Genomic DNA, 13,978 nt, shown 5'->3' on the forward strand with positions numbered 1-13,978 from the left:
GAAGCCTTCCTCACCCTCGCCTGCGCCATCATCTGCTGGCGCCGACTCCAACACTCAAAGAGTTAGGAGTTGTTAGAATCCGGTCCCGGCATGGACATGCCGGGACCGTGTTGCGACCACGAAAAAGTGTCGATCGACCGGATGCTTTTCGAACCGCCCGGCACCGCAGATCCGGCAAGGGCACGACCGGCGAGCGGCAACTACCGCCGCGACAGCCGATCCAGCGACCTGGACCCCAATTTGCATACTTGCTTGGAGCTATGTTTGTGCGCCGAGCTCGAACGGTTGCGCCTACTTGGAAGGCTCCGCCGCAGAGCGAGCTGCCTCAATCACGATCACTGACCCGCCCCCGTGTAATTCTGGTCACCTGAGCCCGGACAGTAGCCCGGAAGGTCCAGACCGCGCGACCCTTCCTGGTCAAAACCCCAGCGTCGGCCATGGTCCGGAATCCTCAATACCGACGATTTCCGGCACCCGAATCCCCACTCGACCGCCGTTGGCGCAGCTCAGGGCCGACGGCGATCGGCTAGATCAACCGTTCGTCCATAGTTGATCAGCGATCCAGCGCGCGCGGCCATCCCGACGGTCCTACCGACGGGTAGGGCTGACCAGGGCGCGGGCCCCGAGCCACGGCCGCACGCCGCCGGTGTCAGCTGCCGAGGTAGGCGAGGACGGCGAGCACCCGCCGGTTGTCGCTGCCGGAGAGGTGCAGGCCCAGCTTGATGAAGATGTTGTTGATGTGCTTGGCCACGGCCTTCTCGGAGACGAACATCCGGGCGGCGATGGCACTGTTGGATCGCCCCTCGGCCATCAGCCCGAGGACCTCCCGCTCGCGCGGGCTCAACGACTCCAGGGAGCGTTCCCGCGACCGACCGGTCAGCAGCTCGGCGATCACCTCCGGGTCCATCGCGGTGCCGCCGGCAGCCACCCGCCGGACGGCCTCGATGAACTGCGCGACGTCGAGGACCCGGTCCTTGAGCAGGTAGCCGACGGCACCCTCGCCGTCGGAGAGGAGCTCACGCGCGTAGAGCGGCTCGACGAACTGCGAGAGCACGAGCACCGGCAGCCGTGGCACGACGGCGCGGGCCTCGATGGCCGCCCGCAGCCCGTCGTCGGTGTGGTTCGGCGGCATCCGGACGTCGACTACGGCGACCTCGGGGCGATGCTCGATCAGCGCCGCCTTGACGTCCGGCCCGTTGTCCACGCAGGCCACGACCTGGAATCCGGAGGCCTCCAGCAGGCGCACGAGACCGTCACGAAGCAGGGCCGAATCCTCACCCAAAACGACCCGCACGTTTACCCTCCGTAATAGCTGGACACCGGCGGGCGCATCATCGCACAACCGGTTGCGGCCCCGGCCGTAGGGCGAACGCCGTCCTGGCGGGCGAGGACGTGGCGGGTCAGCCGCCGCCGGCAGGCCCGGTGCTCTCCCTCGGGACGAGGACGAACGGCGTCTGCACGGTGAAGGGATCGGGAACTTCCCCGCCCTCGATCCGGGCCACCAGGCGCCGCACCGCCAGCCGGCCGATCTCGTCCTTGTCCGGCGCGACGGTGCTCAGCGTCGGGGAGCTGAAGCGCCCCTCCTCGATGTCGTCGATGCCGATCAGGGCGACGTCGTCGGGCGCGCGGCGGCCGGCCTCGGTCAGCGCGCGCAGCGCGCCGATGGCGACGAGGTCGTTGTAGCCGAGCACCGCGTCCGGCGGCTCGTCGAGGGCGAGCAGCCCGGCCATCGCCCGCCGGCCGTCGCGCCGGCCGAACCGCTCGGTGGGCGCGACGAGCTGCGGGTACGCCGGCAGGCCGGCCGCCGAGAGCGCCTCGCGGTAACCGCGCAGCCGCAACTGCGCCGAGTGCCGGTCGTCGCCGGGCGACGCCCCGATGAACGCGATCCGCCGCCGGCCGAGCGCGATCAGGTGTGCCACGGCGGTCCGGCTGGCGGCGACGTTGTCGATGGCGATGTGGTCGTGCGGCACGTCGTAGACGCCCTCGCCGATGAGCACCAGCGGGGTGTCGGCGGTGCGGGCCAGCACCTCGGCCCGGCCGACCCGTACCGGGCTGAGGATCAGGCCGTCGATGGGGTGGCGCTGCGCGTCGCGCAGCAGCGCCAGCTCCGTGGCCCGGTCGGCGGCGGTGTTCTCCATCAGCAGCGTGTAGCCCAGCTCGGCGGCCTGCCGGATGGCCACCTCGGCCAGCTCCGCGAAGTACGGGTTGTTCAGCTCCGGGACGGCCAGGGCGATCAGCCCGGTGCGGCCCCGGCGCAGGTGCCGGGCGCTGAGGTTGGGGCTGTAGCCCAACTCGTCGATCGCCCGCTGGACGCGCCGGCGGGTCTGCTCGCCCACCGGGCGGTACCCGTTGACCACGTTGGAGACCGTGGCCAGGGAGACACCGGCGCGGGCGGCGATGTCCTTCAGGCTGACGACCATGCGCCGCTTCCTCCGGAGTCGTTCGGGCGCTGCCGTGCGGCGGGTCCCACCGAGGCGCCGATCGGCGCGGTTCGGAAAATACATCGACATACAGTGATTGACGGGACGTCCGCCGTACCTCTATAACGTTATAGGGAGCCGGTCGACTGTCAATGCGGCACCGTCGTCGTCCGACGCAGCCACCACCGGCGTCCGTCCCAAGTCGAGCGACCGCCCACGCCCACCACCAGCGCCGGGAGCCCGTTCCCCCGCCTCCCCGGCGACTCGTCCCTCTGGAGACGGCATGACTCGTCAGGCCACCATCCGCCGCCATCGCAGCCTCCTGCTCACCCTCGCCCTGGTCCTCGGCGTGCTCGCCGCACCGACCGGCCCGAGCGCCCCGGCCCAGGCCGCGCCCGCCAAGCCCCCGCCCCTGACCACCCCGTGGACCAGCCAGGCGCTGGTCGGCACGCCGCTGCCGGAGTACCCGCGCCCGCAGATGACCCGCGCCGACTGGCTCAACCTCAACGGCGAGTGGCAACTGCGGCAGTCCGCCACCGACGACGCCCCGCAGTTCGGCACCGACCTGCCCGAGCGGGTCAACGTGCCCTTCCCGGTCGAGAGCGCGCTCTCCGGGGTGCACCGCGCCGCGAACGACAACCGCAACTACCTCTTCTACCGCCGCACCGTCACCGTGCCGACGAACTGGGCCGGGCGGCGCACCCTGCTGCACTTCGGCGCGGTCGACTGGCAGAGCACCGTCTGGGTCAACGGCACCCGGGCCGGCCAGCACACGGGCGGCTACGACGCCTTCAGCTTCGACGTCACCCCGTACCTGCGGGCCGGGGCCAACGAGATCGTGGTCAAGGTCTGGGACCCCACCGACACCCGGCAGAACGGCAGCCTGCCGCCCATCGGCAAGCAGACCAAGCAGCCCAGCGGCATCTTCTACACCCCCAGCTCCGGCATCTGGCAGACCGTCTGGCTGGAGCCGGTCCCCACCGCCTCGATCAGCAGCGTCGACGTCTACCCCAACCTGGCCACCAACACCCTGCGGGTGCGGGTCTCCACCCGGGGCACCGTCACCGGGCACAGCGTCCGGGCCGAGGCGCTCAACGGCACCACCGTGGTCGGCTCCGCCACCGGCGGCTTCACCGAGTTCAGCGTCCCGGTGCCCAACGCCCGCCGCTGGTCACCCGACGACCCGTTCCTCTACAACCTGCGGGTCACCCTGCGCAACGGCCAGGGCGCGCAGGTCGACCGGACCATGCACTACTTCGGGATGCGGGAGATCAGCACCGGGCTGGTCGACGGCGTGCTGCGCCCGAAGCTCAACGGTCAGTTCGTCTTCCAGGTCGGCACCCTGGACCAGGGCTACTGGCCGGACGGGGTCTACACCGCCCCGACCGACGCCGCCCTCGCCTTCGACCTGCAGAAACACAAGGACCTCGGCTTCAACATGGTGCGCAAGCACATCAAGGTCGAACCGCAGCGCTGGTTCTACCACGCCGACCGGCTCGGCCTCCTGGTCTGGCAGGACATCCCCTCGCTGACCGCCCAGAACGTCGACCCGACCAACGCCCAGCAGGCGCAGTTCGAGGCCGAGGCGCGCGAGATCGTCGACGAGCACCGCAGCTCGCCCGCCGTGGTGGCCTACACGGCGTACAACGAGGGTTGGGGGGAGCGCGCCCTCGACGACACCCGGCGGGTCGCCCAGAACATCAAGGACCAGGACCCCACCCGGCTGCTCAACCCGCACAGCGGCTACAACTGCTGCCAGTCGCTCGGCAACCCCGGCAACGGCGACATCGACGACTGGCACGTCTACCTGGGCCCCGACTCGCCGTCGCCCTCGGCGACCCGGGTGGCGGTGCTCGGTGAGTTCGGCGGCCTGGGCCTGCACACCCCCGGCCACGAGTGGAGCCCCAGCGGCGAGTTCTTCGCCTACGAGTGGCAGACCAACCGCACCACCCTCACCGACCGGTACGTCGGCCTGGTCCAGGGCGCGCAGAACCTCATGCTCGGCAAGGGGCTCAGCGTCTCGATCTACACCGAGATCACCGACCTCGAAGGCGAGCTCAACGGCTTCCTGACCTACGACCGTCAGGTGGTCAAGATGGACGAGGCGCGGGTCCGCGCCGCCAACCTCGCGTTGATCGCCGCCTCGAGGACGGCGGGCGGCGCGACGCCCGTCGCGCTGCCGCTGGACACCCGGCGGTCGTTCCAGGTGACCACCCCCGGCTACACCAACCGCTACCTGCGCCACCAGGACAGCCTGGCCTACACCGAGGTGGTCGACGCGGGCAGCCCGGCGCTGCTCAAGCAGGACGCCACCTACACCGTCCGCCGGGGGCTGGCCGACGCCGCCTGCTACTCGTTCGAGTCGGTCAACTTCCCCGGCCAGTACCTGCGCCACGCCGACTCCCGGGTCCGCAACTCGCCCAACGACGGCACGGCGCTGATGCGCGCCGACGCCACCTGGTGCGCCCGGGTCGGGCTCACCGGCAGCGGCGTCTCCCTGGAGTCGTACAACTTCCGGGGGAAGTTCCTGCGCCACTACGACGCCCAGGTCTGGCTGAGCAACGGCGCCGGCGGGCAGGCGTGGAACACGCCCGCCTACTGGGCCGCCGACAGCACCTGGAACGTCACCACCCCCTGGGCGCCCTGACGCATCGACGTGGCGGGGCCGGCCGACCCCGGCCGACCCCGCGCGCCGACCGGCCTCAGCAGATCACGATCACCACGTGCAGGTTCCGGGGGCCGTGCACGCCCTCGACCCGGTTGAGCTCGATGTCGCTGGTGGCGGAGGGCCCGCTGATCCAGGTGAGCGGGCGGTGCGGGTCGAGCCGCGCCACGGCGTCCGGCACCCCGGCGACGACCTGCTCGGCGCGCAGCACGCAGACGTGCACGTCGGGCAGGAGCGTGATGAGCCGCCGCCCCTGCTCCGGGCCCGCGTCGAGCACGACGGTGCCGGTCTCGGCGACGGCCACCGCCGCCGCCGTGACCACCCCGTCGGCCCCGTCCACCTGCTCGGCCGACAGGCCGTCGTCGACCAGCGCCTCGACGGTCTCGGGCAGCCAGTGCCGGGGCAACCCCGGCGGGACCACGACCCGCCGGCCGCCGAGCACCGCGTCGACGACCTGCGCCACCTCGCCGTCGCAACAGAGGTGCACGGTGGCCCGGTAGTCGGTGAGCCGGTGCACCAGGACCTCGAGATCCACGACGCCGCCGCCCCGGTGGTAGTCCCGCGCCACCTCGGCGGGGGCGGCCGGGTTGGGGCCGAGCGCGGCGCGCAGCCGGCCGAGGATCAGCGCACGGGAGCTCATCGTCGCGCCCACCATTCCCGGAAGGTCTGCGGCGGCGGCTGCGGCAGGTCCCGCCCGATGGTCCAGCCGCTCAGCGGCGGGGGCAGGCCCCGCCCGCTCCGGCCGGCGAGGCGGGCGCCCCGCGCGGCGCGCTGCGCGGCCTCGTACAGCCTGCGGTGATCCATGGTGTACGCGGCGGCGGCCATCGCGACCGCCTCGGCGCTCGGCAGCCGGTGCTCGCTGCGGTACGCGGCGACCTGCCGGGCGCGCAGGTGCACCAGGATCGACGGGATGTCGATCATCACCGGGCAGGCGTCGAAGCAGGCCCCGCAGAGCGAGGAGGCGAAGGGCAGCGACGCGTTGTCGCCCACCCCGGTCAACTGCGGCGAGAGCACCGCGCCGATCGGCCCGGGATAGACCGAGCCGTACGCGTGCCCGCCGACGCGCTCGTAGACCGGGCAGACGTTCAGGCAGGCCGAGCAGCGGATGCAGTGCAGCGCCTGGCGGCCCACCTCGTCGGCGAGCACCGCGCTGCGGCCGTTGTCCAGCAGCACCAGGTGCACCTCCTGCGGCCCGTCGCCGGGGGTGACCCCGGTCCACATCGAGGTGTACGGGTTCATCCGCTCCCCGGTGGAGGCCCGGGGCAGCAGTTGCAGGAACACCTCGAGGTCGGCCCAGGTGGGGATCACCTTCTCGATCCCCATGACGGTGATCAGGGTCTGCGGGAGGGTGAGGCACATCCGGCCGTTGCCCTCGGACTCGACCACGGCGAGGGTGCCGGTCTCGGCCACCGCGAAGTTCGCCCCGGAGACGGCGACCCGGGTGCTGAGGAACGTGCGGCGCAGGTGCCGGCGGGCGGCGGCGGCCAGCGCCGCCGGCTCGTCGGTCAGCGCCGGGTCGACGCCGGGCATCTCGCGCAGGAAGATCTCCCGGATCTCCGCCCGGTTGCGGTGGATCGCGGGCACCAGGATGTGGCTGGGCCGGTCCCGCCCGAGCTGCACGATCAGCTCGGCGAGGTCGGTCTCCACCGGTTCGACGCCGGCCGCCTCCAGCGCCTCGTTGAGCCCGATCTCCTGGGTGGCCATCGACTTGACCTTCATCACCCGCTCCGCGCCGGTGGCCCGGACCAGCTCGGTGACGATCCGGTTGGCCTCGACGGCATCGGCGGCCCAGTGCACGGTGCCCCCGGCGGCGGTGACCGCCGTCTCCAGCTGCTCCAGCAGCTCGGGCAGGCGGGCCAGCACGTCGGTCTTGATCGCCGAGCCGGCGGCGCGCAGCTCCTGCCAGTCGGGGACCTCGTCGATCACCGCCGCCGACTTGGCCCGGATCGTGGCCGTGGCGTGGCCGAGGTTGCGGCGCAGTTGGGCGTCGGCCAGGCCGCGCCGGGCGGCCACCGGGAAGGGCTCGTCGCCGCGCAGCTGCCCGACGCCGCGCGGCGCGGTGGCCGGCATACCGAGGAAGGTCTCGCTCACGCCGTCACCCCCGCCCGCCCGACCGGCCCACCGGCTGCCCGCCCGACCGGGCCGGCGGCGGACTCGGTGCTGGCCAGGATCTCCGCCAGGTGCACGGTGCGCACCCCGGCCCGCAACCGGGACAGGCCGCCGCCGATGTGCAGCAGGCAGGAGGCGTCCCCGGCGGTGCAGACGTCGGCCCCGGTGGCCAGCACGTGGCGCATCTTGTCGGCCAGCATCGCCGTGGAGGTGTCGGCGTTCTTCAGGGCGAAGGTGCCGCCGAAGCCGCAGCACTGCTCGGCCTGCGGCAGCTCCACCAGGTCCAGGCCCCGGACCTCGCGCAGCAGCCGCAGCGGCTTCTCCCCCACCCGGATCATCCGCAGCGAGTGGCAGGTCGGGTGGTACGTCACCCGGTGCGGGTAGAACGCGCCCACGTCGGTCACCCCGAGCACGTCGACGAGCAGCTCCGAGAGCTCGTAGGTGTGCCGGGCCACCTCCTCGGCGCGGCTGGCCAGCCGCTCGTCACCGGCGGCGCGGGCCACCGTGGCGTGCTGGTGGCGCACCGAGCCGACGCAGGAGCCCGACGGGGCCACCACCACGTCGTACGGCGCGAAGGTCCGCACGTGCCGGCGCACCAGCCGCAGCGCCTCGTCCGGATAGCCGGTGTTGACGTGCAGCTGCCCGCAGCAGGTCTGCTCGGCGGGGAAGACGACCTGATGACCGAGCCGTTCCAGCAGCCGCACCGTGGCCTTGGCCGCCTCGGGGAAGAGGGTGTCGGCCAGGCAGGTGACGAAGAGGGCTATGCGCATCCTCAGTCCTCCCATCCGAGGCGTCGGGCGGCGGCCCGCCACGCCGGGGCGGTGCCGCGCGGCTCGTACCGCACGACCTGTTGGGTCCGGCGCAGCAGGGCCCGCAGCGCCGGCAGGTCGCCGCCGACGACACCGAGGGCGCGGGCCTGCACCAGCACGTTACCCAGCGCGGTGGCCTCGATCGGCCCGGCGAGCACCGGCAGGGCGCAGGCGTCGGCGGTGAGCTGGCACAGCAGCGCGTTGCGGGCCCCGCCGCCGACGACGTGCACGGCGTCGACGTGCCGGCCGGTGAGCCGCTGCGCCTGCGCCACGGCGCGGTGATGGGCCAGCGCCAGGCTGTCGAGGATGCAGCGGACCGTGGCCGCCGGGGTGGCCGGCACCGGCTCGCCGGCCCGACGGCAGGCGTCCGCGAGGCGCGCGGGCATGTCGCCGGGGGGCAGGAACGCGGGGTCGTCCAAATCCACCACCGCGCCCAGGGCCGGCTCCCCGGCGGCCCGCCGGAGCAGGTCGGTCAGCTCGACGGCGCCCCAGGCGCGCAGCGACTCCTGCAGCGGCCACAGCCCCATCACGTTGCGCAGGTAACGGATCGTGCCGTCCACGCCGGACTCGTTGGTGAAGTTGGCCCGCCGGCTGGCCTCGCCGAGCACCGGGGCGGCCAGCTCGACGCCGACCAGGGACCAGGTGCCGCAGGAGATGTAGGCGAAGTGCTCGCCCGCCGCCGGCACCCCCACCACCGCCGACGCGGTGTCGTGCGAGCCGACCGCCAGCACCGCCGGGTCGCCGGGCAGCCCCACCGAGGGCAGCACCGGGCCGATGCGGGTGCCCGGCTCGCGCAGCGGCGCGAAGAGTTCGGCGCGGATGCCCGCGTCGGCCATCAGGTCGGTCGCCCAGGCGCGGCGGCGCGGGTCGTAGAGCTGGGTGGTGGAGGCGTTGGTGACCTCGGCGCCGAGCTCACCGGTGAGCCAGTACGCGATCAGGTCCGGGATCAGCAGCAGGCGGTGCGCCGACTCCAGTTGCGGCGTGCCGGCGGCGGCGACGAGCTGGTACAGGGTGTTGAACGGCAGGTGTTGCAGCCCGGTGGTGGCGTAGAGGCGCTGCGCGCCCAGCCGCCCGGCCACCCGGTCGCCGACGCCGTCGGTGCGCCCGTCGCGGTAGTGCACCGGGTTGCCCAGCAGCGCGCCCGTGGCGTCGAGCAGCCCGTAGTCCACCGCCCAGGTGTCGACGCCGATGCCGGCGACCTCCCCGGCGGCGCGCAGGCCGTCGAGGACGCCCCGGTACAGGGCCAGGATGTCCCAGTGCAGGGTGCCCGCCACCCGCACCGGCTCGTTGCCGAACCGGTGCGCCGAGGTCAGTTCCAGCCGCCCCGGCGCGACCTCCGCCACCATCACCCGGCCGCTGGACGCGCCCAGGTCCACGGCGGCGACGCGGGCCGCCCCGCTCACCGTCGCCCCCTCGTCACCGTCGCCCCCTCGTCACCGTTGCCCCCGCATCGTCGCCTCGGCCCGGCTCAGCGCAGGAAGGCCGCGGCGACACCGGCGTCCACCGGGACGTGCAGGCCCGTGGTGTGCGACAGCTCCCCGCCGGTGAGCACGAAGACCGCGTTGGCCACGTGCTCCGGCAGCACCTCGCGTTTGAGCAGGGTGCGCTGGGCGTAGAACTCGCCGAGCTCGGCCTCCGGCACGCCGTAGACGGCGGCCCGCTGGGCGCCCCACCCGCCGGCGAAGATGCCGGAGCCGCGCACCACCCCGTCGGGGTTGACGCCGTTGACCCGGATGCCGTGGCCGCCGAGCTCGGCGGCGAGCAGCCGCACCTGGTGGGCCTGGTCGGCCTTTGCCGCGCCGTAGGCCACGTTGTTCGGGCCGGCGAAGATCGAGTTCTTGCTGGAGATGTAGACGATGTCCCCGCCCATCCCCTGCGCCAGCAGCACCCGCGCGGCCTCCCGGGAGACCAGGAAGGAACCCTTGGCCATCACGTCGTGCTGCAGGTCCCAGTCCGCCTCGGTGGTCTCCAGCAGCGACCTCGACAGCGACAGCCCGGCGTTGTTGACCACCAGGTCGACCCCGCCGAAGGCCAGCACCGCCTGGCGCAGGGCGGCGGCCACGGCGTCGCCGTCGCTGACGTCGGCGGCGACGGCGACCGCCACGTCGGCGGTGCCAGGCTGCGCGACGCCGGCGGCGGCGCCGATCTCGGCCGCGACCGTGGCGGCGGCCTCGGCGTCGCGGTCGGCGACCACCACGCAGGCCCCCTCGGCGGCGAGCCGGTGGGCGACGGCCCGGCCGATGCCGGAGCCGCCGCCGGTGACGAAGGCGATCCGGGTGGCGAGGGCCTTCGGCTTCGGCCGGCGGCGCAGCTTCGCCTCCTCCAGGGCCCAGTACTCGATCCGGAACTTCTCGGCCTCGTCGATCGGCGCGTACCGCGACACCGACTCCGCGCCGCGCATCACGTTGACGGCGTTGACGTAGAACTCCCCGGCGACGCGGGCGGTCTGCTTGTCGGCCCCGAAGCTGAACATGCCCACCCCCGGCACCAGCACCACGGCCGGGTCGGCGCCGCGCATCGGCGGGCTGGCCGGGCCGGCGTGCCGGGCGTAGTAGGCGCGGTAATCGTCGCGGTAGGCGGCGTGCAGCTCGCTCAGGCGGGCGATCGTGTCGTCGAGCCCGGCGGTGGGCGGCAGGTCCAGCACCAGCGGGCGGACCTTGGTGCGCAGGAAGTGGTCGGGGCAGGAGGTGCCGAGGGCGGCCAGCGCCGGGTGCCTCTCCCGGGCCAGGAAGTCCAGCACCACGTCGTCGTCGGTGAAGTGGCCGACCTGCGGCCGGTCGGTGGAGGCCAGCCCGCGCAGCACCGGGAAGAGCGCCGCCGCCCGGCGTCGCCGCTGCTCGGCGGGCAGCGGCCGGTAGCCGTCGACGACCGGGCCGAACGGCTCGGCCCGCCCCCGCGAATCGAGGTACGCCTGCGCGCCCCGGATGATCTCCAACGAGTGCCGTTCGCACTCCTCGCTGGTCGCGCCCCAGGCGGTGATGCCGTGCCCGCCGAGGATCACGCCGATCGCCTGCGGGTTGGCCCGCGCCACCGCCGCGATGTCCAGGCCGAGCTGGAAGCCGGGACGACGCCACGGCACCCAGAGCACCCGGTCGCCGAAGATCTCCTCGGTCAGCGCGGGCCCGTCGGCGGCGGCGGCGATCGCGATGCCGGCGTCGGGGTGCAGGTGGTCCACGTGCGGCGCGTCGACCAGGGCGTGCATGGCGGTGTCGATGGAGGGCGCGGCCCCGCCCCGGCCGTGCAGGCAGTAGTCGAACGCGCCGACCATCTCGTCCTCGCGCTCCACCCCGGGGTAGACGTCGACGAGGGCGCGCAGCCGGTCCAGCCGCAGCGCCGCCAGGCCGGCCTCGGTGAGGGTGCCCAGGTCGCCGCCGGAGCCCTTGACCCAGAGCAGGTCGACGGGGCCGCCGGTGACCGGGTCGGTCTGCTCGCCCTTGGCGGAGGTGTTCCCCCCGGCGTAGTTCGTCGTGCTCGGGTCGGCGCCGAGCCGGTTACTGCGCGCGATCAGCGCCTGAACCTCGGAGTGCATCGTCCTCACGCCTTCGTCTGCGTTTCTTCGGTGGTGGTCGGGCGCCCCGGCGGCGGGGGCCGGGGCCCCGTGCCGGCGGCGGCGCTCAGGCACCCCAGCCGGCCTGCTGGCCGCCGGCGCGCTCGACCCGGATCCGGTCGAAGTAGCCGGAGCGGGCGTACGCGGCCATCGGGTCCGGGTCCAGGCCCGCCTCGGCGCGGTGCTCGGCGAGCAGCGGCCGCACGTCGGTGTGGTACGCGTCCATCAGCACCGCGTTCGCGCCGAGCACGTCGCCGGCGCGCTGCGCGGCGGCGAGCGCCACCGGGTCGACCAGCAGCGCCTTCGCCGTGGCCTCCTGCACGTTGAGCACCGAGCGGATGATCGCCGGGATCTTCGGCTCGATGTTGTGGCACTGGTCGAGCATGAAGGCGATCCCGGCGGCCGGGTCCAGCGCGTCGGCCCGCACGATCTCGTGCATGATCCGGAAGAGCTGGAACGGGTCGGCGGCGCCGACCATCAGGTCGTCGTCGGCGTAGAAGCGGGAGTTGAAGTCGAACGCGCCGAGCTTGCCGGCGCGCAGCAGGAACGCCACGATGAACTCGATGTTCGTGCCCGGGGCGTGGTGCCCGGTGTCGATGACGACCTGCGCCTTCGGCCCCAACTCCAGACAGTGCGCGTACGCGGTGCCCCAGTCCGGCACGTCGGTGGCGTAGAAGGCCGGTTCGAAGAGCTTGTACTCCAGCAGCAGCCGCTGGTCGTCGCCGAGCCGGTCGTACGTCTCGCGCAGCGCCACCGTGAGCCGGTCCTGCCGGGCGCGCAGGTCGTCCTGGCCTGGGTAGTTGATGCCGTCGGAGAACCAGAGCTTCAGGTCGCGCGAGCCCGTGCGGTCCATGATGTCCACGCAGTCGAGCAGGTGGTCGATGGCCTTGCGGCGCACCCCCGGGTCGGGGTTGGTGACGCTGCCGAGCTTGTAGTCGTCGTCCTGGAAGACGTTGGCGTTGATCGCGCCGAGCGTGACCCCCCGGTCGGTGGCGTACGCGGCCAGGTCGGTGTAGTCGTCGACCCGGTCCCACGGGATGTGCAGGGCCACCGTCGGCGCGACGCCGGTGAGCCGGTGCACCACCGCCGCGTCGGCGATCTTCTCGTACGGGTTGCGCGGCACGCCCTGCTGCGGGAAGACCTTGAACCGGGTGCCGGAGTTGGCGTACGCCCAGGACGGGGTCTCGATGCGCTGGGCGCGCAGGGCCGACCTGACTCGCTGGAGGGTCTGCGCGTCGGGCTGCGTCATGGGGTTCTCCCGTCTCTGCGGTGGGCAGTTCCCCCGGTCGGTGCCACGCCGACGCGCGGCACCGGCCGGGGATGCGCCTCAGAACTGGAACTGGTCGATGTTGTTCTTGTCGAAGACGGTGGGCGGGCCGAGGACGACCACCCCGTCCTTGCCGACGGTGTACTCGCCGAGCTTGCCGGCGGTGAACTTGTCGCCCTCGGCGCCGGTGATCTGGCCGGAGGCCAGCGCCGCCCCGGCGTACGCCGCGAGGTAGCCCAGGTCGGCGGGGCTCCAGAGGGCGAACGCGTCGACGGTGCCGTCCTTGACGTACTGGCGCATCTGGTTCGGGGTGCCCAGGCCGGTCAGCTTGACCTTGCCCTTGTACTGCGACCCGCTGAGGTAGCGCCCGGCCGCCGCGACGCCGACGGTGGTCGGGGAGACGATGCCCTTGAGGTTCGGGTACGACTGGAGCAGCCCCTGGGTCTCCTGGAAGGACTTCTGGTCGTCGTCGTTGCCGTACGCCACGGTGACCAGCTTGATCTTGCTGTACTCGGGCTTCTTCAGCTCCTCCTTCATCAGCGCGATCCAGGCGTTCTGGTTGGTCGCGTTGGCGGTGGCCGAGAGGATCGCGATCTCGCCCGCGCCGCCGATCTGCTGCGAGATGAGCTTGACCTGGTTCTCGGCGATGCCCTCGGCGGTTACCTGGTTGACGAAGATCTGCCGGCACTCCGGCTTGGTGTCGGAGTCGAAGGTGACGATCTTCGCGCCGGCCGCCTTCGCCTGGTTGAGCGCCCCGCAGATGGCGTTGGGGTCGTTGGCCGACGTGACGATCACGTCCATGCCCTGCTGGGAGAGGGTGTTGATGTAGCTGACTTGGGACGAGGCGCTGGCCTCGGAGGGGCCGACCTCCTTGAACTCGCCCTTGAACTCGGCGATGGCCGCCTTGCCGCCGTTGTCGGAGACGGTGAAGTACGGGTTGTTCAGCGCCTTGGGCAGGAAGGCGATCTTCAGCCCCGCCTTCAGGGCGGCGTCGGGGTTCGCGGCGCCGCTGGCCTGGCCGCCGGCGGTGTCGTTGCCGCCGGCGTCGTCGCGGGTGGTGCCGCCGCCGCAGGCGGCGCTGAACAGCAGTGCGGCGAGGGCGAGGCCGGTGGCCCCGGCGCGGAGACCTCTGCGGTACAAGGACATCGTCATCCTTTCGAA

The 13,978-nt window shown here is 72.9% G+C and carries 10 protein-coding genes; 1 reads left to right on the plus strand and 9 read right to left on the minus strand.

All coding sequences use genetic code 11. The annotated features are described in order from the left end of the window. Positions 1 to 649 precede the first annotated feature (649 nt). Together ACLQ2V_RS27025 and ACLQ2V_RS27030 are read right to left on the minus strand one after the other, a co-directional pair. On the minus strand, positions 650 to 1,294 hold the full coding sequence (locus ACLQ2V_RS27025; protein WP_425721402.1) for a LuxR C-terminal-related transcriptional regulator: 645 nt from the start codon (positions 1,292 to 1,294) through the stop codon (positions 650 to 652). Positions 1,295 to 1,400: 106 nt separating this feature from the next. After that, a complete protein-coding gene (locus ACLQ2V_RS27030; protein WP_425721403.1) occupies positions 1,401 to 2,420 on the minus strand; it encodes a LacI family DNA-binding transcriptional regulator in 1,020 nt (339 codons plus the stop codon). A 283-nt stretch (positions 2,421 to 2,703) separates the two neighbouring features. On the opposite strand from ACLQ2V_RS27030, the gene ACLQ2V_RS27035 reads away from it, so the two are divergent. Beyond that, on the plus strand, positions 2,704 to 5,067 hold the full coding sequence (locus ACLQ2V_RS27035; RefSeq protein WP_425721404.1) for an AbfB domain-containing protein: 2,364 nt from the start codon (positions 2,704 to 2,706) through the stop codon (positions 5,065 to 5,067). Positions 5,068 to 5,122: 55 nt separating this feature from the next. On the opposite strand, the gene ACLQ2V_RS27040 is transcribed toward ACLQ2V_RS27035, so the two are convergent. The 7 genes from ACLQ2V_RS27040 to rhaS form a co-directional block, all read right to left on the minus strand. Beyond that, on the minus strand, positions 5,123 to 5,725 hold the full coding sequence (locus tag ACLQ2V_RS27040) for a LutC/YkgG family protein (protein WP_425721405.1): 603 nt from the start codon (positions 5,723 to 5,725) through the stop codon (positions 5,123 to 5,125). Further along, positions 5,722 to 7,155 (minus strand): LutB/LldF family L-lactate oxidation iron-sulfur protein, encoded by a 1,434-nt coding sequence (locus ACLQ2V_RS27045; RefSeq protein WP_425721440.1) that lies wholly within the window; start codon positions 7,153 to 7,155, stop codon positions 5,722 to 5,724. Before ACLQ2V_RS27045 ends, ACLQ2V_RS27040 begins: the two co-directional genes overlap by 4 nt. A gap of 17 nt (positions 7,156 to 7,172) precedes the next feature. Next, positions 7,173 to 7,964 (minus strand): (Fe-S)-binding protein, encoded by a 792-nt coding sequence (locus ACLQ2V_RS27050; RefSeq protein WP_425721406.1) that lies wholly within the window; start codon positions 7,962 to 7,964, stop codon positions 7,173 to 7,175. A gap of 2 nt (positions 7,965 to 7,966) precedes the next feature. Then, positions 7,967 to 9,406: a rhamnulokinase gene (locus ACLQ2V_RS27055; protein ID WP_425721407.1), complete on the minus strand. Its 1,440-nt coding sequence runs from the start codon at positions 9,404 to 9,406 to the stop codon at positions 7,967 to 7,969. Positions 9,407 to 9,471: 65 nt separating this feature from the next. Further along, on the minus strand, positions 9,472 to 11,625 hold the full coding sequence (locus ACLQ2V_RS27060; RefSeq protein ID WP_425721408.1) for a bifunctional aldolase/short-chain dehydrogenase: 2,154 nt from the start codon (positions 11,623 to 11,625) through the stop codon (positions 9,472 to 9,474). Beyond that, positions 11,618 to 12,799 (minus strand): L-rhamnose isomerase, encoded by a 1,182-nt coding sequence (gene rhaI / locus ACLQ2V_RS27065; RefSeq protein WP_425721409.1) that lies wholly within the window; start codon positions 12,797 to 12,799, stop codon positions 11,618 to 11,620. Before rhaI ends, ACLQ2V_RS27060 begins: the two co-directional genes overlap by 8 nt. Before the next feature lie 78 nt (positions 12,800 to 12,877). After that, positions 12,878 to 13,969, minus strand: coding sequence for a rhamnose ABC transporter substrate-binding protein (gene rhaS, locus ACLQ2V_RS27070; protein WP_425721410.1), 1,092 nt, complete (start codon positions 13,967 to 13,969; stop codon positions 12,878 to 12,880). Between the last annotated feature and the right edge of the window lie 9 nt (positions 13,970 to 13,978).

Origin of the sequence: Micromonospora sp. DT233, assembly GCF_049841815.1 — a bacterium.
In the GTDB taxonomy this organism is placed as follows: Bacteria; Actinomycetota; Actinomycetes; order Mycobacteriales; family Micromonosporaceae; genus Micromonospora.

Bases quoted from the DNA above. Each gene is read 5' to 3' on its own strand.
- ACLQ2V_RS27030 (WP_425721403.1), bottom strand. From the start codon at position 2,420: ATGGTCGTCAGCCTGAAGGACATCGCCGCCCGCGCCGGTGTCTCCCTG.
- ACLQ2V_RS27035 (WP_425721404.1), top strand. From the start codon at position 2,704: ATGACTCGTCAGGCCACCATCCGCCGCCATCGCAGCCTCCTGCTCACC.
- ACLQ2V_RS27040 (WP_425721405.1), bottom strand. From the start codon at position 5,725: ATGAGCTCCCGTGCGCTGATCCTCGGCCGGCTGCGCGCCGCGCTCGGC.
- ACLQ2V_RS27045 (WP_425721440.1), bottom strand. From the start codon at position 7,155: ATGCCGGCCACCGCGCCGCGCGGCGTCGGGCAGCTGCGCGGCGACGAG.
- ACLQ2V_RS27050 (WP_425721406.1), bottom strand. From the start codon at position 7,964: ATGCGCATAGCCCTCTTCGTCACCTGCCTGGCCGACACCCTCTTCCCC.
- rhaI (WP_425721409.1), bottom strand. From the start codon at position 12,799: ATGACGCAGCCCGACGCGCAGACCCTCCAGCGAGTCAGGTCGGCCCTG.
- rhaS (WP_425721410.1), bottom strand. From the start codon at position 13,969: ATGACGATGTCCTTGTACCGCAGAGGTCTCCGCGCCGGGGCCACCGGC.